Here is a 23,758-nt window from a genome sequence, read left to right as displayed (position 1 = left end):
CATGATCGTTGCGCAACTCCACAGATGAGGACGATCATGGAAACTATGGTTCGGGACCCCGCTTATATCGCCCAACAGGTCAAATTCCTGCGCAAGATGCTTCGGCTGACACAGGAAAATCTGGCCGACGCATCGGGCCTAACAACCCGGACTATCGAAAAAATCGAAAGCGGACGCCACCGGCCTGAAGAGCAGACCCTGCGCAGCCTTGCCCGGGGGGCAAATCTTGACGTGAGCTATTTTGAAAAGCCGACGCCGGAACAGGAAGCGCGCCAGCACGCAGAAATCGCGCGTGCGATCCGCAAGACGGTGCTCGTGCCGACCGATCCAATTCATTCGGCAAAAGACTTCCTGGCGGCCTTCGCCCAACGTCATGCCTTCCGGTTTGACACTACCGCCGCTGAAGATGACGGCTCTTTGGACCTTGCTGCCAGTCTCGTCGATTATCTGAAGGACTTGAATGACGTTTGGGACGATTGCGGCACGTCTGATCAACTCGAGTATGCTCGAAATTTCGCGGAACAATGCTCGCAGCTCGAACGCTTCGGGCTTGTTTGCTACATGGGATATCATCGCCAGGTTCTGAGAGAGAAAGATCGCCCCGACCTGATATTTATTGTGGGACTCATGACGCTTCAATCGAAGGATGGGACCGAAGGCCGGCGTTACGCGCTCGTTCGGCTTGAGGGTAAGTGGGAGACTCTTGACGAAGATAGGGTTCCCTTGCCGGATGGATTTGGCGGATGAGCCGCGTTGCTCACGTCCCAAAAGCCAGGCGCAACGTAACGCTAGCCTCTAGCAGGCACTTTTCTGAGAGAATTGATATAACCTATGTCGCGTAATCAATAAGACATGGCCTTCCGCAAGGTAACTACGTGATCCAGCCTGACATCGACTTTCGCCAAATTAGGGCGCACCGAGGATCACGGGAACACGGCTTTGAGGAGCTGTGCTGTCAGGTTGCATCTCTGGAGTCCCGATCCCAGACAGCTGCATATCATCGTAAGGGTATCGGTGCGGACGCTGGCGTTGAATGCTTTGTCACGGACAATGGCAAGGAGACCGGTTGGCAGGCCAAGTATTTCTTTGAGTTTGGCGCGAGCCAGGTCTCTCAGCTCGACGAATCCATCAAGCAGGCTCTGGCCAAGCACCCTACAATGGCTAACTACATCGTCTGTCTGCCGTTCAATCTTCGGGACAGCAGAAGGGGGAAATCGCAGTCGGAACTAGAACGATGGAAAGCATGGGCCGCCAAATGGGTGGCAACGGCCCGCAAAGCCAGTCGGCAATTGAAGATTGAACTATGGGATTCGACCGCGCTGTTAGAGCGGTTGACCCGCACCGACCCCTTGTACGTCGGGCGCGCGCGGTATTGGTTCGACCAAACGCTCCTAGACTCCGTGTGGTTTAAGTCGAGACTCGACGAATCAATTAAAGGACTCGGCGATCGCTACACTCCCGAGACAAATGTCGACCTTCCCGTACGGCGCGCATTACTTGCCTTCGCCCGTGACCGGTCTGTCGAGGACGAAGCCACTGAGCTTCTCAAAACTCTGGAGGAAGCGCGTTACGAAGCGACCGACTCGCTGGGCCGTTTATTGAAACATCCAACGCACCGCAAACTTGTGATCAAACTCGACCAGAGTGTCGGGGCAGTTTCCGGGTCAATCTCGACGAGTTCATTTGATCCAACGGCAAAGCTGGATACCGGCGAATGGGCTCGCCTCGCGAAGCTTGCGGTATCGGCTATTTACAAATGCCAACATATAATGTGGAATCGAAAGGTTCCGAAGAATGAAGAACCGCACAGTGCAAGTTATGCGCATCATGCGCTTCAGAAGCTCAGTGACGCGCTCCACGGCATTCTCAATGCCACAGAAGAGCACCGCTGGCAGGTCGTGAACGAACAACGGTTGCTGATTTATGGCGAAGCGGGCGTCGGCAAGTCCCATTTGTTCGGCGATGCGGCAGCGCACTGCATCAAGTCCCAAAAGCCAGCTATTCTTGTCCTCGGTGGTAATTTCATCGATGGCGAGCCCTGGACACAAATACTTCAGCAGTTGGGACTCCAAACACTCGACGTGCAACTCTTTCTTGGAGCGCTCGATGCCGCAGCGCAGGCCGCAAACACGCGCGCCCTGATACTCATCGACGCGATCAACGAACGCAACGGTCTCGATGTCTGGCCGACCCGTTTGGCATCGTTCCTTCAAACGGTGGCGCATTTTCCCCGTGTCGCAATCGCTGTTTCATGCCGTTCGACATATTTGGAATTCATCGTCAATGCTTCGCTGACGACAAAACAACTGCCTCGTATCGAGCATGTTGGGTTTGCAGGCCGTGCCGGCGAGGCCGCTCGCGTCTACCTCGATCGGCGGGGCATTGTCAGGATGGCCGTGCCGAATTTGATCCCTGAATTTGAGAATCCGCTATTTCTGAAGACATGTTGTGACTTCCTTCAAAAGGAGGGTTTATCCGAATTTCCACGTGGCCTGCGCGGCGTCACACAGATATTCGAGTTCTATTTTTCTGCGGTGGCAAAGCAGATCGAAAGGCGTCTACAACTCGATCCGCGCCGACGGATCGTTGCGCAAGCGATTGAAGCCCTCGCCGAAGCTGGCGACGATAAGGACCGAGGCTATATCGAATACAAGACAGCATCCGACCTGCTCGACGCTATTTTGCCATCTCACGGATCACGTGAACGAAATCTTCTAACGCAGTTAGAAAGCGAGGGCATGCTCGCCGTCGAACCATTGAAAAGTCCGGACGGCATACTTGAGCAATTCGTGCGCTTCACTTTCGAACGATATAGCGACTATCGCGCTGCCTCACGTCTGCTTGATAAGAACCTGGATTTGGCGAACCCTTTAGCGTCTTTTGCAGCCGGGACCGTGCTGGGGGCGTATCTCAACGAGAACGACGCCTACAGACATATGGGCGCAATAGAGGCTATCGCCGTTCAACTTCCAGAACGCACTAAGTTTGAATTGCCGGATGTAGTTTCAGCTGAAAACTATCTTGCGCGGGAAGCTTTCAAGAAAAGCCTCCTTTGGCGCGACCAGACATGCTTCCGCCAGCGCACCGTTACACTTCTGGAGGAACTCTCCCAGGCTGATGGTCAAGACTACGTGCTTCCGGCTCTGTTAGCGATCGCGAGTGAGCCGGACAATCGATACAATGCATATTATTTGCATAAGAAGTTGGCGTCGATGACGATGCCACAACGCGATCGCCGGTGGTCGATATTTGTTGCCAGGAATAGCAACAACGAAGACAGCCAAGTGCGAACGCTGATCACTTGGACGAGATTCAACGCTAACGGTGACATTGCTAAACAGCGGGCCGAGCTCGCTGCCATAGCGTTAAACTGGCTGCTTTCGACAAGCCACAGAGAAATTCGCGATACTGCAACTAAGGCGTTAGCCGCGTTGCTCGCTAAGCGCCTCGACCTGGCCGCCAGGCTCGTTCGTCTTTTCGCTCAAATTGATGACAGTTACATCCGCGACCGCGTACTCGCGTCAGCGTATGGTGGTGCTTTGCAAGGACTCACTACCGACGGGCTGGGCGCGCTAGCGGCAGCTGTCTATGACGTCATATTCGCCGACCAAGACATTACGCCTCACATCCTGATCCGCGATCATGCACGCGGAATTATCGAGTTTGCAAAGGTAAGAGGCGTTCTTCCAAAACGTATTGTAATTTCCAGGGTCCGTCCTCCGTATCACAGCTCATGGCCGCTGGAAAATGTGCCCAAGCGAAAAATCGAGAGCTATAAGCAGCAGTACCTCCGCGGTGTTCACACCGACCAAATCGTGAGTTCGACAGTTCACGATGGAGATTTTGCCCGGTATGTTGTGGATTCCGCTGTTCGTCATTGGAGCAATTTACCGATTGGTGCAGCTGGAAAGACAGAGGCAGTGCTCTATGGCGAGTGGGAGAGTAAAGTCACTCGCCGGCGCCCCGCCGTTCGCAATGCGCTAAAGGAACTCGTTGCGGCTTGCGAAGCGCTTCGTGAAGCCGAAAAATCCCACCCGATCCGGTTAATATCTATCCACCACCTTCTCGAACCAGAGAAGCAAGCCAAGCGGAAACCTATCGACAGAGATACGAAGGACGAAGAAGCACAAAAGAGAACGCTAAAGGCACGCGAACGCGAACTCGGTAAAGCCGAAAGGCAACTTAAGGCGGTTTTGAATACTGAGGAGTGGGAAGGTTACCGAGACTACGCGCGCGCTCATCTGCAAAAGGGTATCTATTCCGCGCAATACCGTTACTCCTGGCCGGAGCACTACGATTCGTTAAAGATTAGGCGTTGGGTTTGTAAGCGCGCGCACGATCTTGGCTGGACCTCGGACTTGTTTGCAACTGTAGAGCGAGAGTTCGACAAAGGTGGCAGAATGGATCACCGAATCGAGCGTATTGGGAAGAAATACCAATGGATTGCGTTGCACGAAGCACTTGGTCATCTCGCGGACAACGTAGCGTTTATCTTGGATTCGCGCGACAAGCTAGGTCGATACGAAGGGCCGTGGCAGTGGTATGGAAGAGACATCGATCCGTCATTGCTTAAGGCGCGAACTTTTAGCGAGGCCTGGAAGCAATGGGCGGCGACTTGGTGGCTACCGTTCGATATCAACCTCAAAGAGACCTCGCCGCAAGCACGACTACTTTGGCTCGACGGACAAGATGACATCGTGAACGGCCCGGAGTTGCTTTTAGTCAACAACACAAAGAATAGTACCCAGTGGTTTGTTCTGGACGAATATGTGGGCTGGCATCAATGGGGGCTGCGCCGGGGCGAGACGACCTATGATCGCGTGTCAAGCGTAGACGTTAAGAGCCTTCTCGTTCCCATGTGCGAGAGAGATAGTCTCATCAAGGCCCTTAAAGGCCGCACATTCGGCGGTTCTCACGATTTGCCGACACTTGAAATTGAGCAGCGCGGCTATCTCGGAGAGTATTGCTGGCATCCGCTGTACCATTCGGAGGAAGGCTGGGCTCCCCCGAGCGAATGGAGTGGGATTCCTGTCGCGACGATGCCAACCGTGACGACTTACTCGGCGGAGAAAGGGGGAAACGATTATTCAATTGAAGAATCGTTCAGCGCTAAATTGCCCTCCCCGGGTCTTGTGCGAGGATTGAAACTTTATTTGTCTGGTGCGCAAGACCTCTCTTACGAGGACGATCGTGGGACGCTCGCATTTCTCGATCCGTCCGTGCAAGAACCCGGGCCAAGTGCGGCGCTTGTCGAAAAGACTGCATTTCTAGAGTTCCTGAAACGCGAAAAACTCGCTGTTGTTTGGATCGTGACCGCAAGGAAAGAGGTCTTCGGCGGAAAACAACACGACGGCGGATGGGGAGGAGAGCGGAAGTATAGTTCTATTTATTGGTTGACGGGTGATGGGTTCAGTCGGGAAGATCATTTTGAGCGAAAGGACCCCTCCGACGAACAGCTCAAAAAGCTGCTGACTGAGCCGCCCGAAGAAGGCATTCCGAGCTTCTTTCGTAAGCCGAAAGTAAAAAAGGTCTCAGCGCCGCCCCCAAAGCGGCCAGAGCCTCTTCGGCCACATCGCGCAAGACCCCAAACGTCCTAGCACTTGCTAAGCACAAATGCACATACGATGCATGGTCTTTGGTGACGGTCATCATTGTCCTCGTTTGAAGCGCGTGTCTGAGTGCGTTCTCTAAACAGGTCTGTTTCGGCGGCCGTAACCTTCTACACGCGATCGAGAAGTTTTTGGCTCTCCCGCGCTCTTTCGATAAGCCCCGCAGTCAAACGCGCGATAACAGCTTCATCCAATCCATCCTGACCGGCGCGCTTACGCGCGGCGCTCACTTCATCGGGCAATTGTTTTGCCATGGATACGAGGCTGACCATTAGTTCATCAGCATCGGTCCGTGTCTCACGTGCAAATTTTTGCCATTGGCGATGTCCGATCTGGTCAAGCTCATATTCGCCGCCGATCTTCATCGCGAGCTTGACTTTCCTAATGTCGAATTCATCGTATGGAAGAACGCTCGCGACATCATAGAGCGGCGCAAGCCGGACATGGGAGCCGCCAAGGAGCAACGAAAAATTCTTGGCATGCGCGTCCGTGCCAGCAATAAGCCAGTTAAAGCCAAGGGCTCCAACGAACGTCTTGAGATCGGCCTGGCGGTCTGTGGAATAGGTGCGCAGCAGGTCGATGATGTCGCCTGCCCCCGGGCCGCCTTCGTTTTGATATTTCTTGGTGGGCATGATGCCACGCGCCTGACAAATATCTTCCTGGTGAACGCGAACGATCTCATTGCCAGTGCGCAACCGGTCATAACGCTCGATGACAATGGCGATTTCGTCTTCAAAACGCATGACCTTCGATTGCGCTGCCGGCAATCCAAGGCTTCGGGCGAGCATGAGACAGATATGCTCATTCTCCGCATGGCCGTCGAACTGGCCGGTCGGAGGCTTCAATATATGCGTGGTCGGCAGACGCCCGGATGGTATTCCCCAGCGCTTGCCCTGCAAGAGCAACGCCGTTTTGGGTTGAGCCCCGGCTAGGCTGAATTGCCCCGTATCTCGTGGCAATCGCCATGCGGCATGATCCGAACGCAAGGTTTGCAACCGTTTGGCGATGTCGGATTCGTCAAGCCATTCGATCTTATCCTCATTGCCACTGCGCATGGCGCTCAGGCGATCCGGCGTAACGAACTGGACGGCGCCAGCGCAGTCTTCGCCGACATGCGAAATCAAAGCAAAGACGTTGCGGGCCGAGACATGGAACTTGGCGGCCCAACGATCGAGCACACGGTCGTTGTCGGGCAACAGCCCCCACAGGAAGGCCTCGATGACAGAACGGCCGTGCTCCTTCGCCGCCAGCGGCATCGAAAGCGACAACGGATACGCATCGTCTGCCTCGCGCCATTTATCATCATAGACGAATGTAAGACGTCCTTGCGCGCCGCTATGGACGTGCCCGACCTCTGTCCCATTTAGAAGAACGACGAGATCGTTGGTCATGGCCTGCTCTTTTTTGCCTTGTTCACGATGGCATCGATATCGATAGCGCTCGACAGGCTGCGATCAGTTTGATCGACGGCTGCGTCGAGGCGGATGTTCAAGGCATTGAGGGCGCGGAGGACTAACCCCAACTCGGCACGCGGATGGCCGCGCTCGATCTCGATGACCCATTGCCGGCTGACGCCGATCTGCTTGGCGAAAGTTGACTGATCGAGCTTGAGCTGCTTCCGCCTGTCGCGGATGGCAGCGCCAAGGTCTGCGGGTGTGCGAACGATCATGGGGTTTCCATATGTCATCGTTCGACGACAATAACATATGTCGTCGCTCGTTGACAATTATAATTGTCGTCGATCGGAAACATTAATATATTTACTCAGTAAATCATAACCTTATCCTTATTATCCCAGCCCCGAATGCGCGCTCTCTGCGGGCAGCGGGTCAGACTGAACTCTATTACATCGGCTAGAGAAAGAAATTTGAGGAGGCTCGCGCCCTACGCGCCGGCGGCTAGACGTGTGACCGCGCCTCAAAACCTGAGGCCGTAGGACATTGTTCAATCCGCCGTGAACAAAAACCGATCTTGGTTGAATAAAGCCAAGCTCTAGTATTGGCTGCCAACTCCACTGCTTCGATTTGAGGGGCATTTCATGGGGTGGCGTTTGTCTCGACCAATTCTCTTCGGAATTGGCCTTAGTCTTCTTTTCGTGTTTCCAGTAGTCGCTCAATATTCTCAAACTCCTTACGACTACGGCAATCAAAACAGCTATGGAGGCCATCCAGGCTTCTTCGGACAGGCTGCAACATTGCCGACGTTTAGCGGCGTATTTTGGCGATTTGCCATCGACGCTATCGCGGCGGGTCTCGGTTTCGCCGTAGGGGCATTTTTCAGCCCTTTCCTCAGACCGTTTCGCAGAATCCTATTTTTCGTTGGGTTGGCGGTAATCGTCCTTTACGCGTGGCTGGGCTACGCACCGATCGCGGATGGGCTGACCAAAGTAATCGCCATCTTCGCCTTTTTCGTTGCCCTGGGATACGGCATCCGCTTGGGCGCTAAAGCCTTCCTCGCCGAACGAGCGAACGCCGAACGACCCATCAGTTTCGGCTCAGCCAAATGGGCGACGATGGATTATCTGGACCAGAAGGAGCTTTTTAACGGCAGCGGTTTTCTTCTCGGAGCCTTTGTCGAGGGTGGCGCGCGCAAGCTCATCCATTACGGCGGCCCGAGGCACCTACTCACCGTCGCGCCGACGCGCAGCGGCAAGGGCGTCTCATCGATCATCCCGAATCTCCTGAGCTATGAGGGATCGGCCTTTGTGATCGACCCAAAAGGGGAGAACGCCCTTATAACCGCGCCTCGACGCGGCAAAGGCAATCCCGAAAAGAGAATTTCAGGACTCGGCCAAGACATCCATCTTCTTGACCCGTGGAACATGGCGGCCGGGAAGCTCGGCCTCGCGCCAGCGTGCTTCAACCCTCTCGACTGGATCAAAGCGGACGACCCCGACGCCACGGAAAACGCCTTCCTTTTAGCCGAAGCTCTCGTCCCCTCTGGAGCCGAAGGCGAAGCGAAATTTTGGGACGAGGAATCGAAAGCTCTTTTGTGCGGCATAATACTTTATGTCGCCATCTCAAAGCATGAAGCGGCAAATCGGCATCTCGGTCGAGTGCGCGACATTCTTCTTCTTGGCGCGGCCGATTTCAAAGTCGTACTCGAAAACATGTATAAGGAAACTAACCCTGTTGTTTCGAGCACGGCCTCGCGGACGGCGAGCAAGGACGAAAAGCTACGCTCCAACGTCCTCGCGGCCGTTCAATCCCACACTCATTTTCTCGATAGTCCCCGCATCCGCGAGAGCTTGAGCCGATCGAGTTTTCAATTCGAGGATTTCAAGGCGAGGCCCACGACTGTATATCTAATCCTACCCGCCGACCGGCTCGAAACCTTTGGGCGTTGGCTCCGCTTGTTGATACAACAAGCCCTTACCATCAACGCGCGCAATATCGACAAGAAGCCACCTCGGCCCGTGCTGTTTCTGCTTGACGAGATGGCCGCACTCGGAAGGCTAAGCATGGTCGAGCAAGCCTTCGGGCTTATGGCGGGCTTCGGCATTCAACTATGGGGTATCGTGCAAGACCTGTCACAGCTCGAACGCATTTACGACAAGGGATGGCAAACCTTCATCAGCAATAGCGGTGTCATTCAATATTTCGGAAGCCGAGACAAAATTACCGCCGAATATTTTTCCACGCTCTGCGGTGTTACCACGATAAGAATTCAGAATTTCTCGTATGCCCTCGGCAAAACAATCACGCGTACCTGGAGTAATGTGACGGGCGCGGGTAACAACAGTTCCAGTGACGGCGGCAGCGATAGCAGCAGTCACACTCACACGATAGGAACGAACGAATCCCAGCGGCAGCTTGCTTACCCAGACGAACTGATGGTGCTGAAGGACGATAGCCAAGTCATCTTTATCGAGAACCTAGACCCGATACAGGGCCTAAAATTACTCTGGTACAAAGATAGCGGCCTAAGCGCACTCGGGGTCAATTTACACGACACCAAAGTCCCCGAAAGACAGCAACAACAAATTGCGACCACGCAGCCAGTTGCGGCGGTTTCCGCAAAAAAGGCGACCGCCGCAAACACGGCGGTTAAACAACATAAACCCGCAACAGCATCCACGGACTATGTAGTTAGCACGAGGAATTTCTACGATCCGGACTTTGGAGCTTTCCCTACCGAGTTTCATTCGGACGGCTCGGTCGTCGTGCAATTTGAATCGGGGCCTTATCGTTTCGAGTCAGAAGCAAGCTTTAAGGACTATCTCGACAAGGCCCGGAAAGAGCAATCGCCCGGAGCATAAGAAGCGACACGCATTTAATGCTCTATGCCGTGATCGTTGGACGGGTTACGATCTTGGAAAAATTCGAGTTTCTTGCCCTGCTCCCGCGCATCGCCGTCATTCTCGCGCGTGGAACCATGCTCCTGTTGGTTTTCCCGGTCCTCGAAAAATTCGAGCTTCTTCCGGCCCGGCTCCTCCATAGGCAGGCTCTCTTCGCTACGCCCGATAATATCTGCGTGCTCCTGCTTTAAATCAGCATAGGTGCGGACGGGTTCGCGCTGATCGAAGAGTTCGGGCTTCTCCCGGGTTGGCTCTTCCGCGCCAGTACATTCGAGCTGTGGATGCGAGGGCTCGGCTTCCTGCTGTTCTTGTCCCTGGCCGAGGCCCCGGGCGTTTTCGAGCTTCAGATCGGCATAGCTCTGAGGCTGCTGCCGTTCGGGATCACTTTCCGGCTGCCGTTCTGGCGTTCCCTCCGGCTGTCTTGCCGAAAGTTCTGATTTTGGCGACTTATCCTGTCCGGGCGGTTCCGGGTTTTGCTCTCGCTCTTCTACGCGCCTGATCGCCTCGTCCGGAACGTCCCTATGGTCCTTCTGATCGACAAGATCGAGGTTCCCCGTCCTGACACCGCGCTCCGCAAGCAGGTGCGCCATTTCCCGCGCAACGGCTTGCTGTTTGTCTGGGTCGGAAGGAAGGTCGTAATCGTGAGTCGTAGCCCAATCTTTGAGGGCCTGGCCGCTCCGTTCGAAAAGGCGCTGTTCCGCTTTTTCGATTTCGTTCTGCTTATACTCACGTTCCGCCTTCAGCCGCTTCTGCTGCTCGTCAAAACTCTCGGTTGCCAATGCTTTGCTCCAAAATCTTTGGAGCAAAGACTATCACAGCTTCTTTGAATCATCATCCCCGTCAGGTTTCAAAATTACCTTGCCGAATTGTTCGGCAACTTTCACGTCCTGATCTAGCCTGTCAGGAAAAGCATGATAGTAAGCCTCGTCGTAGCGCAGATGTTGGCGCTGAATAGTTGCCAGATCCTTGGTGATCTGGCGCGTGAGTTTATCAAGGCGCTGAATCTCTTCCCACATGATCTCATTGGCTCTTTTTCCGAGCTTCGCCTCCCTTTCCCAGTTCTGGTCGAGGACAAGAAGATTTTTCTTCGTTTGCTCCCAGCGGAAATCGCCCTGCTTTTCGAGCTCTTCTATCCGCGCTTCGAGCGCCTTGATCCGTTCATCCGCACTCACCATTCAAAATTAAGCCCCCCTGAGCTCAAGATATAAGTTATTATTTCTGCTGAAGTTTATACCATAACTAAGCCCAGTTTTGTACAAAATTCGATCCGGTTCACCAAGCGCCGGATACGATCGTCGCTTATGAAATTATGTTCGATTATTTTCGATAAGCTTCCGGATGGCAGCGCGTTCGGCCATACCTCTTTCGAGTTTTGCCGTTTTTTCTATTTCCCGTCGAAGGAGAAGCGCGCGCATCGCCGCGTTCATTTCGTCACGCAATATCTGGATCGCCGCGCGTCTATCTGCGGATTTTTTTACACGCGATGTCGTCTCAATCTTCGCCAAATAGAATGTTTTGAGTGCAGCAAGCAAAACATTGAAATAGAGATCGTCGTCGCTCGGCTCGGCACGCGCGGAATTACTACGTACGTCCACCGTAGGAACAAGAAGCGATCCTGATTCATTTCGCGAGCTAGAGTCGTGTTGTCGCGAGGCCGTAGCTTTTGACACAAGCCGCCTGCTGGATGGATCAGGCTTATCCCGTCTCGCGATCTGTTTCGCGGCAACACGAAACTCTTTTGACGACCTCACAGTCACGAAGATCATCGGCGATGGTCCGGCGGTCTTTTCGTTGAGGCTTCCTGTTTGCCGGATGAGGAAACCTGTTACCGGTCCCGATCGCGATCTTTGTCGCGATCGTTGCTGTCCTCGTAAAAGATAAGTCTCTTATGTTTTTGGGGCTCCGCCGGCGAATTGTGGTTTTGCCACGAGGTAAGCTCATTTTTTCTCGCGTGGCGAGCGGCCTTCATGGCTGACGCTTGCTGCGCGACCATGCCACCCTTGTCGGTCCATTCGAGCGTACTTCCCACGCTAGATTCCGTCCGCTGCGATGACCGGCGAGGCTCTTCATCATCCTGGGAGGCCTCTAAAATCCGGTTCCTTTGAGCCGTGCGAGCTTCCCCAACGGAGGGAAGCTGTTCAGCATCTATATCCGACATCCGCTCGCGGACATCCTTGGCCCGGACGCCATCTATGCGCCGCGCCAGGCTGTGCGTTCCGCCGTGTGGGTCAATCACGACAAAGTCGCGCCGGTCGCCGCGCGCCAGCAGCCAGTTCTTTTCTTCCAACGCGGACTTGAAAGATTGGCCGCTATCGGTCTGCCGCCAAAGCTCGGTCGTCAAAACCTTGGCGTCTTTCGGGCTGACCGCGCCATGCGCCGTGGCCAGCATTTCATCATGGCTCGGCGTCCGGTCGGGGCGGGTCTTGCCTTCGCGTTCTGCATGCGCGCCTTGTACCCGCTCATGCCCAAACTCCTTCTCAAGCGCGCGAGCCACTTCCTCATGCTTGCGGTAATTGTGGCTATCGCTGATCGCCGTCATGCGCTCCAGGTCGATTCGCGACCAGACGATGTGGCAATGCTCCCGACCTTCCTTGAGATGAACGACGACGATGCGCGATTGGCCTTTCAAGCCGAGCGCTTCTTCAAGCCGCTCGATCGCGTGAGCGCGCTGCTCGTCGGTCAGCCGCTCGTCGGCGCGGGTATTGATTGAGGCATGATAGAAGGGCTTGGTCGCGCGGGTGCCGGCGGCGACCGCCTCCATCTCAACCAACGCACCTTTCAAATCTTCCGCAGCGACGCCAAACAATTCACGGACTTCGGCCCTCTCGTTGGTGTCCGTGCGCATCAAGTGCGCCGCCAGCCGGCGCGCGCCCGCGCATGACGTGCCCTTAATCACCACGGCCCAGCGCCTTGATGAGGGCCGCGCGCATCTCGGCGATGTCGCGGCGAATGGCGACCAACTCGGGAAAGCCCGGCAATAACCGGGCGCTGTTGAAGGCGTGGGCGATCTGGTTCACATTCGAGCCTAGCTTGCCCAAAAGGCCGATTAACCGGGCTAATTCCTTGCGTTCCACGGGGGGTCGCCGGACCGAACGAGGACCGGGGTCGCCCAAAGCCTGGGCCCGCAGATAAGCGCCAATACTAAGCCCCGCCGCCGTCGCGGCCGCGTCGATCGCCGCATGTTCTTCGGCGGTGCAGCGAACCGCGATGAAGCGGGTACGCGCGTCATTAACGCGCTTGCGCCCGCGCCATGGCATCGACCGCCTGGACCGTGTGCCCGATGCTTCGGCTGCCACCCCGCCTCCTGAAACGCGGGTTACTGTGGAGGGTCCTCCACCCTTCCACAGGGGGATGCAACGGGGGCTTCGCCCCCTTGCCAAGAGTGATGTCGGACGCTCGTCCTTGGACGAAGCGTTTAACATCACATGGCTTGCACATCCTCTTATCCGAGAGCTTTAACTTTATTACAGCGGTCTTTACTGCTTGCTAATCAAACCTTCGTGGCGTGCGTTGTCGGCGAATACCGCCGCATGCCGCGATCCTGTTGGCGAATTCCGAGTGTCGATGTGGAAATGAGATCGCAATGCCGGAACCCGCCACCGCTGAACCTCTGTTAGAATTACACGACGCCGCGCGCGAAAGCCGACGCGCGCGGCGCATTTTGCTGCGCTGCGAGAAATACACGGACAATATTTCTCGGAAAATGTTCGGCGCCGTCCTGACGATTGCGATCGGTGTCTGTTAGGGTCAGGCGCCGATCAGGAAGCCCGGAGCCGACGATGCATAAACTGGTATGCAGTGCCGCCCTCGCCCTCACTTTAGCCACGACCCCGGCAGTTGCGCAGACCATTCAGCCAACCGACGCCAACGCACATGTCGGTCAGGCCGTCACAATCGAAGGCATCGTGAGCGAGGTCCATGTCGCCCAGCGATCAGACACGACCTTCATCGATTTGGGCGGCGAATATCCCAATGAGGCCTTCACCGGCGTGATCTTCTCCGAAGATGAAAGCAAGTTTCCCGATGTCCAAAACCTGACCGGCAAGAAGGTCAATATCAGCGGCACTATCTCACTCTATAAAGGCCGTCCGGAAATCATCCTGCATTCGGCGGACCAGCTCAAAGCGCCGTAAGGCGCGCCCCGCGTGGGCAGCGTCAGATGCCACGGCGTTAGCCCGTCAGCGCGATAACGCCGATCCGCTCGGATCGTCGGCGCATCCCTCCATCCCCCGTCCTCGCCATCGCCATCGCCATCGCCATCGCCATCGCCATCGCCATCGCCATCGCCATCGCCATCGCCATCGCCATCGCCATCGCCATCGCGTCATTCTTCCGGCCAGAGAGCACCGTCCTCGCCTCATGGCCGCAAGTGCTGGCGCACTCCTCCACTTCGTTGCGGTCGCAAGCGATGCGGCCGTCTCGTCCGTCGCTGTGGCCTCCCTCAGAAGGCCGCGACTGGCGCGGTCGAGAAACGATGGAGGAAACAATGCGCATCCTGACGATCACAGAACTGTTTCGTCTCACCCGCAAGGAACTGTGCGAACTCGCTACGCGCATCCGCGCCGCTCTCCCCGACTCCGCGGAAGAGCCGGTGGAACACACGGCGGCGATCATCAACCTCCGGAACATCCGCTATGTCCTGGCGCGCCGCGATTTCTCGCCCTGAACGCGGGCAAAGCCCCTGCCGGAACCGGCAGGGGTCTGCTTTTCAGAACAACGCAAGCTGACCGCGATCCTGCGGCTTTCGCGCCCGCTCGGATAGCAGCGACATCGCTGCCTCGCGAGCGTAATCCTGCGGGCTGTCGAACGCCGCGACTTCCTCCATTGGGGCGAACAGGCTGCGATAGCCGGTCTCGCTGACGGGAATCCGCTTCAGCGGTTCGTGCGGGCTGCGGAACTCGAAATGGCCGACATCGGGCATCCAGTCCGCCTGATAGCTGACGATCATCTCCTGCGCCTCGATGACGAGGGTGAAGGTAATGATCCGCTTCTTCGCCCGGCGGCGTGAGGGGGCGCTCACTGAGCGCCCCCGTTACCGTCGGTTTCCGGCTCGTCGCGGATTTCGCGGATGACGATCTCGGCACCGTTGAGCGGCTGGTAATCGCGCTTCTCGTTGAAGCCCTTGCCGTCAGCGTGGGCCCAAAGTGCCCCGATGGGTTGCCAGAATCGCTTCTTGCCGTTCTTGGTCACGGCATAGATGCGATGCGTCGGGCGGTCGTTGGTGGTTTCGGTCGTCATGATACTGATCCTTTCGCTTGTGAGCCCGCCCCAATGGCGGCCTCGATGCCCGTTTCAAGGCCGGGGCGTATCAGCGGGCCTGTCAAAGCGAGCCGAAGGCTCCCCGGAGGGCGCGAAGCTGCACAAGCGAAGCGCGGAAGCGAGCGGCTTTGACAGGTCCGCGCGCCCCGGCAGAAACCGGGCGCAAAGAGAGGACGCCTTTGGGGCTGCTCTGATGAAAGCCAAAGGATCAGGGCGACCACGGAAGCGACACAGCGCGGATACGTCGATGCGGAACGGAAAATATTACGGCTGGCTTGCAAATCCGTTGCGACGAATGCCGGCTACCATTGCGAGGGCGGCGGCACGATATGGCGGACCGGAAAATATTTAACGGGCAGCATCCTTTGTGTTTCTTGACGGCATCGCATTACGTGGCTTCTTCCGCTCGAGGTGAATCATCCGCGAAGCCGCAGCGTCCGTTTCCGCCTCTCCAAGCGTCGGTGATCCCCGCGCCTCCACATTTGAACGGGATGGTATTATCAGCGAGATACTGAACGAAGGTGTTCGCAAACATAGTGATCCATGCCAGGATTTGGTCTGGTGGTATCGAACTGCCTGTCAAATCCTTTTCGCCTGCCAAATAACGAGCGCACAGGCCGCGAATTCCGTTTGAAAAGTGCTCCTCATCTCCGCATCTGACGACATGCACTTCGCTCTCAGCGCGATAGGACGAGCCAATCGCGAGTTCAGGCAACGCCTCGGAGACCTTAACCGATCGACCGCTCGTCCGAGGACCGACGATTTGAAAATTTGAGAAATAGACTTCGCGAAAGCGATACCCGTAGCTTTCAGCGACGGATTGCAGTTTTTTGTGAACTTCAATTTCAAAATCTTCGAATAAAGACCGCAGCCCGTCGCGGGGAAGTTCGGTGTAACGGAAGGTACAATGCACCGGGCACCAATCATCCGACCCGAAGGGCCAGGAAAATTTTGGCTGACCGTTTCCTGTCAGTCTAAATCTTTCGTGGCATGTGATGGCATCCTTGCCCGCAACGCCGACCTTGAAGACTTTGTCTCCTACGCCTAGCGTTGCTGTCTTGCGTAGCCGTTCGTGTAGTTTCGCACTTTCCGCGATATAAAGAATGCCCGCCATCGCTCTTCCTCCCCCGCAAGCGTTAGAAGGCTACGCTCTAGCATTTGCATTCAGCTTATTGTTTTCGATCGATTTGAAATGGCACCGAAGCAGAAGTTTTAAATATGGTCGCGTGAGACGCGCCCTTTCCAAATCTTTGAAATCGGCGCCGAGGCGGCCTCAGTGCCCACTCCGCCGGAAGGCTGAGGCGGATCAGCGGAAGGTCAAAAGCGAGACAGAGTCTCCAGAATACGCTGAGTACGCAGGCACAGTGCGGAAGCGAGCGCCCTGAGACGGCTCGTTTCTTTCTAAGTATACGCCGTGCTCGCCGATCGCCTCGATCGGTCGATCAAGTGCGCTATGAATTTTTCAGCAATAAGCGCATTAAGGTCGCTCCCCACAGCGACATTTCCTAAATCTACAGTAATCAATGATGCCTATACTTTCATAGCTTGCATGCGGCTGAGGATAGTGAGATAATTCCCTAGCGAATCAAATATGATTGTCCGCGCGATGTTTTGCTGGGTTTTGGATTTGTTTTTGCATCAACCACCGTCGATGATCTTTCAGTGAAGTGGCAATGAAGCAATTCGATCCGCAGGAAAATGAACGACGAGTTCGCGCTACTCTAGTCGGCGCGATTTCGGGGAAACCGTCGCAATTTGACTGTGAGAATGCAAATTTAATAGCTGTGTTCGATGAGCCTTTTACGAAATATAGCGGTGGTCGGATTACGTCGTTCCAAGAGTATGTTCAAGAAATAACCGGTTCTGTCCCCGTGATCGTGAAACAAATACCTGCGTGTATAAAGGCGTTTTTCCATTTAGAATTGGAAGAGCCTTTTAATAGGAAAGACGTTCTTTCTGCTCTGGGGTCAGAGGAATCAAAGGAAATGTATCGTTCTCTTGGGATATCACAGGTTCAATTCGGCGCTAAAATCATCACCCCTTCCCCATAATTCCAAAAATTCAGAAATCATAACAAGCTAGGGTGGGGCGGCTAAAAATAATGGCCACTAATCTACGCGCGCGGAAGGCATTTGATGTTTGTGTCATTTGCGCGAAATCTGAAGAAGCGCGATCTGTTATCGGGACATTTCGAAAAACGTCTGGCTTCGAGCTTATTCCTGGCCGAGAAAATGGTTTCATCGTTGCAGGTTCATTAACGGTCAAAGTTACGACCTGTATAGACATGGGTCATATGAGCGCCGCCGTACGCGTCGCTCAAGTGATAACCGAGTCAAATCCTGAAATAATCATTTTTGTGGGCACTGCCGCGAGTCTCAAGCCAAGCCAAATCCAGCTGGGTGATGTTGTAATACCAAAAAAAGCAGTCATACGCCGGTACGATAAAATTAGCGAGAAAGGCCAACCGGATTACGATGAAAGAAAGCAAGACTCTGCGTTCAAAGAGTTCTTCTTTGAAGAAACTGCGCTGATATCGGAACTGTCGACGATAAGCTATGCGGTGGAGGCTAGCGATCTGATCGCTGCTCTGGAAATTGATAATATTGCTTTAGAAAGCGAAGTCGGTACGACAATGACGCTGGGCGATGAAGAGCTGGAATTTCGAGCAGCAAAAATACACGATGACGTTGATATTTTCTCCTGCGGTATGGTCATCGATAGCATCGCGTATCGTAGATTTATTACTACGAATGCCCACAATAATCTGCGAAAAGCTGCGATCGTTGACATGGAATCGCATGGATTTTTCACCGCCATTCAATCGATCCCAAAATCATCGATCAATGGGTCCGAATCCAACCGCTGTCACGGGATCATGATCCGAGGAATTTCGGATTATGCCGGTCGGAAATCGCAAACTGAACTCCGTCCCGTGAAGTGGAAAGACAGGGCTGTGAAAAACGCTGCGGTCGTGACTGCCGCGTTGTTATCCGTAATAGGGGCGCGTGCTCTAACTCCAGATCCTTAGGATATTGCGGTTTCCTCCGATCGAAGATGGATATGGCCTGTTCAAGCGAGAAATCGTCGAGCAGCTAACCCGGTATGAATGCGCAACCGCCCTCTGACTTTCTCCGGCGTTAAGCCGCGCACGCGCCTGTTGCCGCTCGATGTCAGATAGTTTGGGCGGCCGTCCAAACCTCACGCCCTTTGCCCGGGCGCGTTCGCGTCCAGCCGTTGTGCGGCGAACGATGTCATCGCGCGTCTTGCGCGCCAGCCAGCCAACGAGCGCCGCGAGCACTTCGCCAAATTCGTGCGTCGTATCCGCCCAGGGTTCTGCGAGCGATTTGTAGGTCGCTCCGCGTGAAGTTATTTCGTGGAGAACACTAAGCATCTGGAACGGACCGCTGCGTGTGAGGCGGTCAAGTGCAGGAACGATGACGCTATCGCCTCGCCGCAGCGCCTTCAGCATGCGGCTTAGCTGGCGACGATCGTCATGCATGCCGCTCTCTTTCTCGCAGAATATGCGCTCGCAGCCGGCGGCGCGCAGTTGCGCTAGCTGGATGTCCAGTTCCTTTCCTTTGTCGCTGACGCGCGCGTAACCACAAACCGACATGGTTGCATCTCCGCCCCGCAGGGGCAGCGCCTGCGGGGCCGTGCATAAGTCCTGATTTATGCAAGCCGCTTTTTGCCAAGCTCACGATTTGATGATCGACGCCCTGCCCTAAGCGGTCCATGCGAAACCGCGGGCTTTTTCGGTAAAGTATCGTTTTAGGGAATGCCTTCACCGGGTCTTATCCGGCCCCATGCATAAGTCAGGATTTTCGCTACGTTGCCGGCCGATTCCGTCCGGGGGCTTCTTTCATGCGTACGCCTTTGCCGATTGCCCGGTGCTTCGCCGCGGTGAAATGCGCCTGCCTGCCCGCTTTCCTGATCCTTTCAGCCTGCTCCAGCGGTCCGTCCAGCGACGACATCAAGAGCGCCATGCAAAACGGCATGAACCAGCTGCTGGGACCGATGGCGCCGACTTACAACGATATCTCCGACGTTGATTGCAAGGAAGCTGTCGGCGAGCCGGGTTACGTGTGCTCCTTTACGCAAAAACTCACCATGAAGAACGGCCTTCCTGCGACCCAGGTTTTGCAAAAGCGTTTCATTCAGCAGGGATCAAACTGGGTGGTGATGTAGCCGATAGGTGAGTTCCGTGCGGGTTAGGCGCGCTTCGTCCAGCAAGACGGAACTTGGGTGATGATAACCGACAAATAGTGCTCGCCGATTTTTCATCGCGGAGAAACAGCCAATGCTTTTGGGACGCAGATTTCTTGCCGCCGCCCAGGCCGGTCTTGTCCTTACGGGCGCAGCGCCAGCCTTTGCCGGCGATGTGCCATTCGGACCGGATAGCGACATCCTCGGCATACGTCTTTCAATGAGCCGCGACGAGGCGCGGAAGCTGATCGCGCAGAATTATCCGGGCGCGCCGATCAGCGATTTCAACGGCGCGCTACGCTCCGGCGATTTCCAAAAGGTCGTTCCGATCGCTTTCATCGCGGACCTGACCAGCAAGGCGGTCCAGAGCGCCAACCAGCAAAAGAACGCGCAACTGCAAGCGGACGAGCGCGCCCGCGCGGCCGTCGGCCTCGGCGGCCCCGTCATCGGCCAACCGGGCGACTTTGGCGCGGACCGCATCAAAGTCCTGTTCGACCCCAACGATGGCACGACGGACATCATCGGTGTCTCGCGCTACACCGCTTATCCCCCGGGACACCAACCGGTGACGGCTACCTTACTCGCAGCATTGAAAGCCAAATACGGGGAGCCGGTCCGGTCAGAGGGAAATTTCCCGTACGAAATGAATTACACCTGGATGCAGCCGGATGCATGGAAGCGCACGAAAAATTTGTTCCCCGGCTGCTTTCACGATGGCGGCGTACAGACCTTGTGGGACGACGCTTATGGCGCTGGCGTTTATACCGAGCGTGGCGAGGAAGAGTTCACCAATGACGGCTTCCTGCAGGGCGTCAATTTCACCAGCAGCGGAAATCTCAATTATTTCGCACGCTGCGGCGTCGTCTTGCAGGTCAATCTGCGCTTTGTGAAGCAGGGCGATTATGTCGGCGAAATGCGCGCGAGCCTGCTGAACCTCAGCCAAGCGCACACCGAGCTGAAGGCGTATGGCGCGGCCTTCTGGAAGGCTGCCGACGAGGCGCGCGCGAAACAACTCAATACCGATGCGGCGAACAAGCCGAAGCTCTGAGGGAGGCATTCATGACGATGCGTATGCGCGGCGCATTTATCGCGGCGGCCATGGTGGCGGCCAGCTTCTGCCCGCCGGCAAAGGCCGAAGTGCCAGCCTCTGTCGCCAACACGCCAGCGATGCAGGCATTGCTCAACACCCCGGATTTTCGGGCGGCGATGATGGCCGCGCATCGGGGCGATCAACGGCAAGCGGCGGCTTATTTGCGCAGGGCGGCGGCGAAGGGCAACGACCTCGCCACGCTTTTGCTCGCCAGGATGTATTTCGCGGGCCTCGGCGTGACGAAGAATTACAACGAGACACTGCGCCTCGTCAGGGCCGTTCTCGTCAAACACCGCGAGCCGGAATACGACATCGCGCTCGATTGTCTCAATCAGATTTTCAACCAGGTCAAAAATTCCCGCAACCCGCAAGATCAGCAGATGGCGCTCGCCATTTCTGTCCTGCCGATTGCGGCAGCGATGCCAAAGCACGCCGAAACATCCGGCGGCGGCGCGGCTAGCGGCTCCGATTACTGGGGTCACCGCGCCTTCGACGAGATGACCGATCACGAATTCGATCCGTTCGATTCCGGCGACTGAGACTAGCGGATTATTTCATCTCGATCTTGGGAAGGGCCGATCATGAGCCGTGTACAGGATGCCGCGACAGGTGACGACGGTGGCGACGATTACATCCAGGCCGGCCGGAACCGGCCGGAGGCGATAAATATTCGGGACCTCCGGGACGGCAAGGAATTCGTCGTCATCCAAAAAAAGTGGGTGCCGCTCCGTGGCTGGCTTTATATGACAATCGCGGCGGCCGCCTGCCTTGCGATAGGCGCTAGTATTGATCACGCGAAGGACAGCCTGCCTCTTGGCGTTGTCCTCTTGATCGGGTGGCCGCTGGCAGTCTTAGGAGCGCTGGCCGCGTTGCTCAGCCCTTTCATCCTTATCTTTGCCCTGCCTATGAGCCTTGCCCGGCCGCGCGTCGCCAAATTCTCGGTCACGTCCTCCGCGATCTTGCTTGAACAGAAAAATAGCCGGAAATACCCGGGCCAGATCGCCCTCAAGGATATATCACATGTTTATTTCGGCACACCGCGCCATGCCTACCAATCATCGGCCGTGACGATCCATCGACAGGGGAGCGTGGCGCAGATGACCGCGAGCCTGGGGTCCGCCTATACCCAATTTATCGCCAAATACAATTTCGCCGTATGGGTCAACGTGCGTGGCCGCGACATTTACCTGGCTAAATATCTCGAAGAATCTCAGGCCGAGTACCTGTTCAATGCGATCAATACCGTGACGAATTTCTGAGCACGTTTGGATGGCGGGCCTATCGGCGCGCAACCGCGCTCATACACCTGCTATCATAACAATCTTCGGGCAGCCGACGGCGTCACTCCCTGCATCGGTGAACTTCATGCGGCATCCGCCTCAGCCGACGCCTGCTGCTGCAAGCCATGCAGGAAATCCGCCGCGCGCTGCGCATGCGATGCGGCGGTGAAGATGGCGCGCTTGTCATTCTTCAGCACCTTCAGCCATGAGCCGATATAGGCGGCGTGGTCCTCGCGAACCTCCGGCGTCAAATCGAGATCGGCGGACAGGAAGGCCGAGGCGAGTTCGGCGACAAGCTCCTCCATTGCATAGCCTCCGTCGCCCCAGCGCTTGCGCCCGAAATCGCGGTCGAGGCGCGAGGCATGGCGCGTCCAATGCGTGCATTCATGCGCGAGCGTGGCGTAATAGCTTTCGGCGTCGCGGAACGCCTCGAAAGGCGGCATCTGAACATGATCGGATGACGGGCTATAGAAAGCCCGGTTGCCGCCATGGCGCACGATTGCGCCAGTCGCGGCAAAGAAACCGTCCGCGTGCGCGATACGCTGAATGGAAGTCCCGCGCGGTACAGCCTTCGCGTAATAATGCGCGGGCAGACCGTCGATCTGCTCGACGTTGAAAACGGTATATGCCTTCAGGAACGGGATAGTCTCTTCAGACTCTTCACCCGTTTCGGCGTCCCGTCCGGTCCGCACGATTTTATCCGCATAGACGACTAGGCTGCCATGTTCGCCCTTGCGCACATGGGCGCTTAGGTCGAGCGCCTGTTTGAAGGTCATCCAGATCGGTGTTGCGAAACCGTTCGCCATCGCCGCCGACCACAGCATCAGGATATTGATCCCCCGATAGGGCATGCCGTTGGCTCGCAAAGGCCGCACGATCTTTCCGGCGGCATGTTCCGCGCTCCACGGCTTTAGCCATGGCCGGACACCCTTCTCAAGCTCGCTGACAATCTGATTGGTGATCTTCTGATAGACATCGCTTTTCATTGCCTGTCCCTTTTGGCTTGCGGTTTGCGCGCTGCTGCAAACCGACTAGCCACGCGGCAATGAGCGGGGGTTGGCCGTCACAGGCCGACGGCGCGCGAGGGGGATCACCCGTTCTGCACGACCGCAGGGAGGAAGAACGGGGAGACGCGCGCCGGCGCTTGCCTGGCCTTGACGGCCGGGGGGCCGCAGGCCCCGAAATGGCTTAACGGAAAGAAGTCAGCCGCAGGCTGTCAGACTTGCGCGAGGGATCGACGCCCGAAGGGCCGAGACACGGAATCCCGGCACGGGATCCTGGGGCTCGGGATGCGAGAGCCCGGTCCGGCAATGCCGGGCGCGCTAAATTTTCCCGCCACCCTTGACCATGCTGACACGACGCGTTAGGTATGTAGGTACTAACTTACTTAGGAGAGTAATAATGATCGCGAGACGAGAGCTGCTTCGGCAAGCTGCGCAACGTGGCAAATATGCGCCGTTGCATAGCTATCTCGCGGGGCTTACCGGCCTCGAATGGCGGGCGACATTCGGCGACATCGAACGGATTCTGGGCTTTAGCCTGCCCGACAGCGCCCGCATCCATCGCCCTTGGTGGGCCAATCAGGGCCAACGCGGCGGACACTCTCATGCCCTGGCATGGGAGATGGCGAGCTGGAAAACGTCACAAGTCGACATGGTCAATGAGACAATTGCATTTGTTCGGGCGGAAGCATGAACATTTCGGCGTTCGATCCAAACAGAACATCGAAAGCTGCCCTGCCCCATTACACCCGACTAACGCGAAAAAGATGTTCGGCCGAAAGCTGGCCTTGTTGGCTTCTCGCGATACCCAATTTCCGAAGCGACAGTGATGCCTGTCGAATCCAGCGGATGATGTAACAGAATGAGGCGGCCGTATAACCGGGAAATTGGCGCCTCGCCCATCCATATCGAGACACTGGTCTATAAAGATGGCGCCCAATTTGGAAGGGAAGTGATGCCGATATCGTCATCGTATTCCCGCCAACGACAAATGATGCCCTTCAACGCGCGAGTTTGCT

General features: G+C 56.1%; 25 protein-coding genes. 12 read left to right on the top strand and 13 right to left on the bottom strand.

Going from position 1 to position 23,758, the window contains the following annotated elements; translation table 11 throughout:
- The first annotated feature begins 36 nt into the window (after window positions 1-36).
- Complete coding sequence (locus tag WDN02_RS11075) at window positions 37-747, top strand: helix-turn-helix transcriptional regulator (RefSeq protein ID WP_337293543.1); 711 nt, start codon at window positions 37-39, stop codon at window positions 745-747.
- Between the two features lie 128 nt (window positions 748-875).
- Window positions 876-5,597 (top strand): hypothetical protein, encoded by a 4,722-nt coding sequence (locus WDN02_RS11070; protein WP_337293542.1) that lies wholly within the window; start codon window positions 876-878, stop codon window positions 5,595-5,597.
- A gap of 122 nt (window positions 5,598-5,719) precedes the next feature.
- Here WDN02_RS11070 and WDN02_RS11065 read toward each other — a convergent pair whose 3' ends face one another.
- Both WDN02_RS11065 and WDN02_RS11060 read right to left on the bottom strand, forming a co-directional pair.
- A complete protein-coding gene (locus WDN02_RS11065; protein ID WP_337293541.1) occupies window positions 5,720-7,000 on the bottom strand; it encodes a type II toxin-antitoxin system HipA family toxin in 1,281 nt (426 codons plus the stop codon).
- On the bottom strand, window positions 6,997-7,278 hold the full coding sequence (locus tag WDN02_RS11060) for a helix-turn-helix domain-containing protein (protein ID WP_337293540.1): 282 nt from the start codon (window positions 7,276-7,278) through the stop codon (window positions 6,997-6,999). The genes WDN02_RS11065 and WDN02_RS11060 overlap by 4 nt, the downstream gene beginning before the upstream one ends.
- Before the next feature lie 369 nt (window positions 7,279-7,647).
- Here WDN02_RS11060 and WDN02_RS11055 point away from each other — a divergent pair, with 369 nt between their 5' ends.
- On the top strand, window positions 7,648-9,867 hold the full coding sequence (locus WDN02_RS11055) for a type IV secretory system conjugative DNA transfer family protein (protein ID WP_337293539.1): 2,220 nt from the start codon (window positions 7,648-7,650) through the stop codon (window positions 9,865-9,867).
- A gap of 14 nt (window positions 9,868-9,881) precedes the next feature.
- Here WDN02_RS11055 and WDN02_RS11050 read toward each other — a convergent pair whose 3' ends face one another.
- The 5 genes from WDN02_RS11050 to WDN02_RS11030 form a co-directional block, all read right to left on the bottom strand.
- Complete coding sequence (locus tag WDN02_RS11050; RefSeq protein WP_337293538.1) at window positions 9,882-10,685, bottom strand: hypothetical protein; 804 nt, start codon at window positions 10,683-10,685, stop codon at window positions 9,882-9,884.
- A 33-nt stretch (window positions 10,686-10,718) separates the two neighbouring features.
- Window positions 10,719-11,081 (bottom strand): hypothetical protein, encoded by a 363-nt coding sequence (locus WDN02_RS11045; protein WP_337293537.1) that lies wholly within the window; start codon window positions 11,079-11,081, stop codon window positions 10,719-10,721.
- 132 nt (window positions 11,082-11,213) lie between these two features.
- Entirely contained in the window at window positions 11,214-11,672 is a 459-nt protein-coding gene (locus WDN02_RS11040) for a hypothetical protein (RefSeq protein ID WP_337293536.1), read from the bottom strand.
- Window positions 11,673-11,731: 59 nt separating this feature from the next.
- Window positions 11,732-12,751 carry a relaxase/mobilization nuclease domain-containing protein gene (locus tag WDN02_RS11035; protein WP_337293535.1) on the bottom strand — a complete coding sequence of 340 codons (1,020 nt, stop codon included), beginning with the start codon at window positions 12,749-12,751 and terminating at the stop codon, window positions 11,732-11,734.
- Window positions 12,752-12,794: 43 nt separating this feature from the next.
- Window positions 12,795-13,202 (bottom strand): hypothetical protein, encoded by a 408-nt coding sequence (locus tag WDN02_RS11030; protein ID WP_337293534.1) that lies wholly within the window; start codon window positions 13,200-13,202, stop codon window positions 12,795-12,797.
- 483 nt (window positions 13,203-13,685) lie between these two features.
- On the opposite strand from WDN02_RS11030, the gene WDN02_RS11025 reads away from it, so the two are divergent.
- Window positions 13,686-14,039 carry a hypothetical protein gene (locus tag WDN02_RS11025; protein ID WP_337293533.1) on the top strand — a complete coding sequence of 118 codons (354 nt, stop codon included), beginning with the start codon at window positions 13,686-13,688 and terminating at the stop codon, window positions 14,037-14,039.
- Between the two features lie 37 nt (window positions 14,040-14,076).
- Here the strand turns inward: WDN02_RS11025 and WDN02_RS11020 are convergent, their stop codons facing one another.
- Window positions 14,077-14,253 (bottom strand): hypothetical protein, encoded by a 177-nt coding sequence (locus WDN02_RS11020; protein WP_337293532.1) that lies wholly within the window; start codon window positions 14,251-14,253, stop codon window positions 14,077-14,079.
- Window positions 14,254-14,392: 139 nt separating this feature from the next.
- Between WDN02_RS11020 and WDN02_RS11015 the strand changes: the two genes are divergently transcribed.
- The gene (locus WDN02_RS11015; protein ID WP_337293531.1) at window positions 14,393-14,572 is read left to right on the top strand and encodes a hypothetical protein; all 180 of its coding nucleotides are present in this window, start codon (window positions 14,393-14,395) and stop codon (window positions 14,570-14,572) included.
- A gap of 42 nt (window positions 14,573-14,614) precedes the next feature.
- Here the strand turns inward: WDN02_RS11015 and WDN02_RS11010 are convergent, their stop codons facing one another.
- From WDN02_RS11010 to WDN02_RS11000, 3 genes are all read right to left on the bottom strand, one after another.
- On the bottom strand, window positions 14,615-14,926 hold the full coding sequence (locus WDN02_RS11010; protein ID WP_337293530.1) for a hypothetical protein: 312 nt from the start codon (window positions 14,924-14,926) through the stop codon (window positions 14,615-14,617).
- Window positions 14,923-15,144, bottom strand: coding sequence for a hypothetical protein (locus tag WDN02_RS11005; protein ID WP_337293529.1), 222 nt, complete (start codon window positions 15,142-15,144; stop codon window positions 14,923-14,925). Before WDN02_RS11005 ends, WDN02_RS11010 begins: the two co-directional genes overlap by 4 nt.
- 409 nt (window positions 15,145-15,553) lie before the next feature.
- Entirely contained in the window at window positions 15,554-16,279 is a 726-nt protein-coding gene (locus WDN02_RS11000) for a hypothetical protein (protein ID WP_337293528.1), read from the bottom strand.
- A gap of 559 nt (window positions 16,280-16,838) precedes the next feature.
- On the opposite strand from WDN02_RS11000, the gene WDN02_RS10995 reads away from it, so the two are divergent.
- Both WDN02_RS10995 and WDN02_RS10990 read left to right on the top strand, forming a co-directional pair.
- Window positions 16,839-17,216: a hypothetical protein gene (locus WDN02_RS10995; protein WP_337293527.1), complete on the top strand. Its 378-nt coding sequence runs from the start codon at window positions 16,839-16,841 to the stop codon at window positions 17,214-17,216.
- Between the two features lie 50 nt (window positions 17,217-17,266).
- Window positions 17,267-18,193: a hypothetical protein gene (locus tag WDN02_RS10990; RefSeq protein WP_337293526.1), complete on the top strand. Its 927-nt coding sequence runs from the start codon at window positions 17,267-17,269 to the stop codon at window positions 18,191-18,193.
- Here the strand turns inward: WDN02_RS10990 and WDN02_RS10985 are convergent.
- Window positions 18,176-18,778, bottom strand: coding sequence for a recombinase family protein (locus tag WDN02_RS10985; RefSeq protein WP_337293525.1), 603 nt, complete (start codon window positions 18,776-18,778; stop codon window positions 18,176-18,178). The genes WDN02_RS10990 and WDN02_RS10985 overlap by 18 nt on opposite strands.
- Before the next feature lie 248 nt (window positions 18,779-19,026).
- On the opposite strand from WDN02_RS10985, the gene WDN02_RS10980 reads away from it, so the two are divergent.
- The 4 genes from WDN02_RS10980 (at window position 19,027) to WDN02_RS10965 (ending at window position 21,717) form a co-directional block, all read left to right on the top strand.
- Window positions 19,027-19,350, top strand: coding sequence for a hypothetical protein (locus WDN02_RS10980; protein WP_337293524.1), 324 nt, complete (start codon window positions 19,027-19,029; stop codon window positions 19,348-19,350).
- 112 nt (window positions 19,351-19,462) lie between these two features.
- Window positions 19,463-20,416: a hypothetical protein gene (locus WDN02_RS10975; protein ID WP_337293523.1), complete on the top strand. Its 954-nt coding sequence runs from the start codon at window positions 19,463-19,465 to the stop codon at window positions 20,414-20,416.
- An 11-nt stretch (window positions 20,417-20,427) separates the two neighbouring features.
- A complete protein-coding gene (locus tag WDN02_RS10970; RefSeq protein WP_337293522.1) occupies window positions 20,428-20,997 on the top strand; it encodes a hypothetical protein in 570 nt (189 codons plus the stop codon).
- A gap of 42 nt (window positions 20,998-21,039) precedes the next feature.
- Window positions 21,040-21,717, top strand: a complete 678-nt coding sequence (locus WDN02_RS10965; RefSeq protein ID WP_337293521.1) for a hypothetical protein — start codon at window positions 21,040-21,042, stop codon at window positions 21,715-21,717.
- A 104-nt stretch (window positions 21,718-21,821) separates the two neighbouring features.
- Here WDN02_RS10965 and WDN02_RS10960 read toward each other — a convergent pair whose 3' ends face one another.
- Window positions 21,822-22,724: a zincin-like metallopeptidase domain-containing protein gene (locus WDN02_RS10960; protein ID WP_337293520.1), complete on the bottom strand. Its 903-nt coding sequence runs from the start codon at window positions 22,722-22,724 to the stop codon at window positions 21,822-21,824.
- Window positions 22,725-23,139: 415 nt separating this feature from the next.
- On the opposite strand from WDN02_RS10960, the gene WDN02_RS10955 reads away from it, so the two are divergent.
- The gene (locus WDN02_RS10955; RefSeq protein WP_337293519.1) at window positions 23,140-23,433 is read left to right on the top strand and encodes a hypothetical protein; all 294 of its coding nucleotides are present in this window, start codon (window positions 23,140-23,142) and stop codon (window positions 23,431-23,433) included.
- The last annotated feature ends 325 nt before the right edge of the window (window positions 23,434-23,758 follow it).

Origin of the sequence: Methylovirgula sp., assembly GCF_037200945.1 — a bacterium.
Lineage (GTDB): Bacteria > Pseudomonadota > Alphaproteobacteria > Rhizobiales > Beijerinckiaceae > Methylovirgula.
The sequence above is the reverse complement of the archived record's forward strand: the minus strand, read 5'-3'. Positions and strand labels throughout refer to the sequence as shown.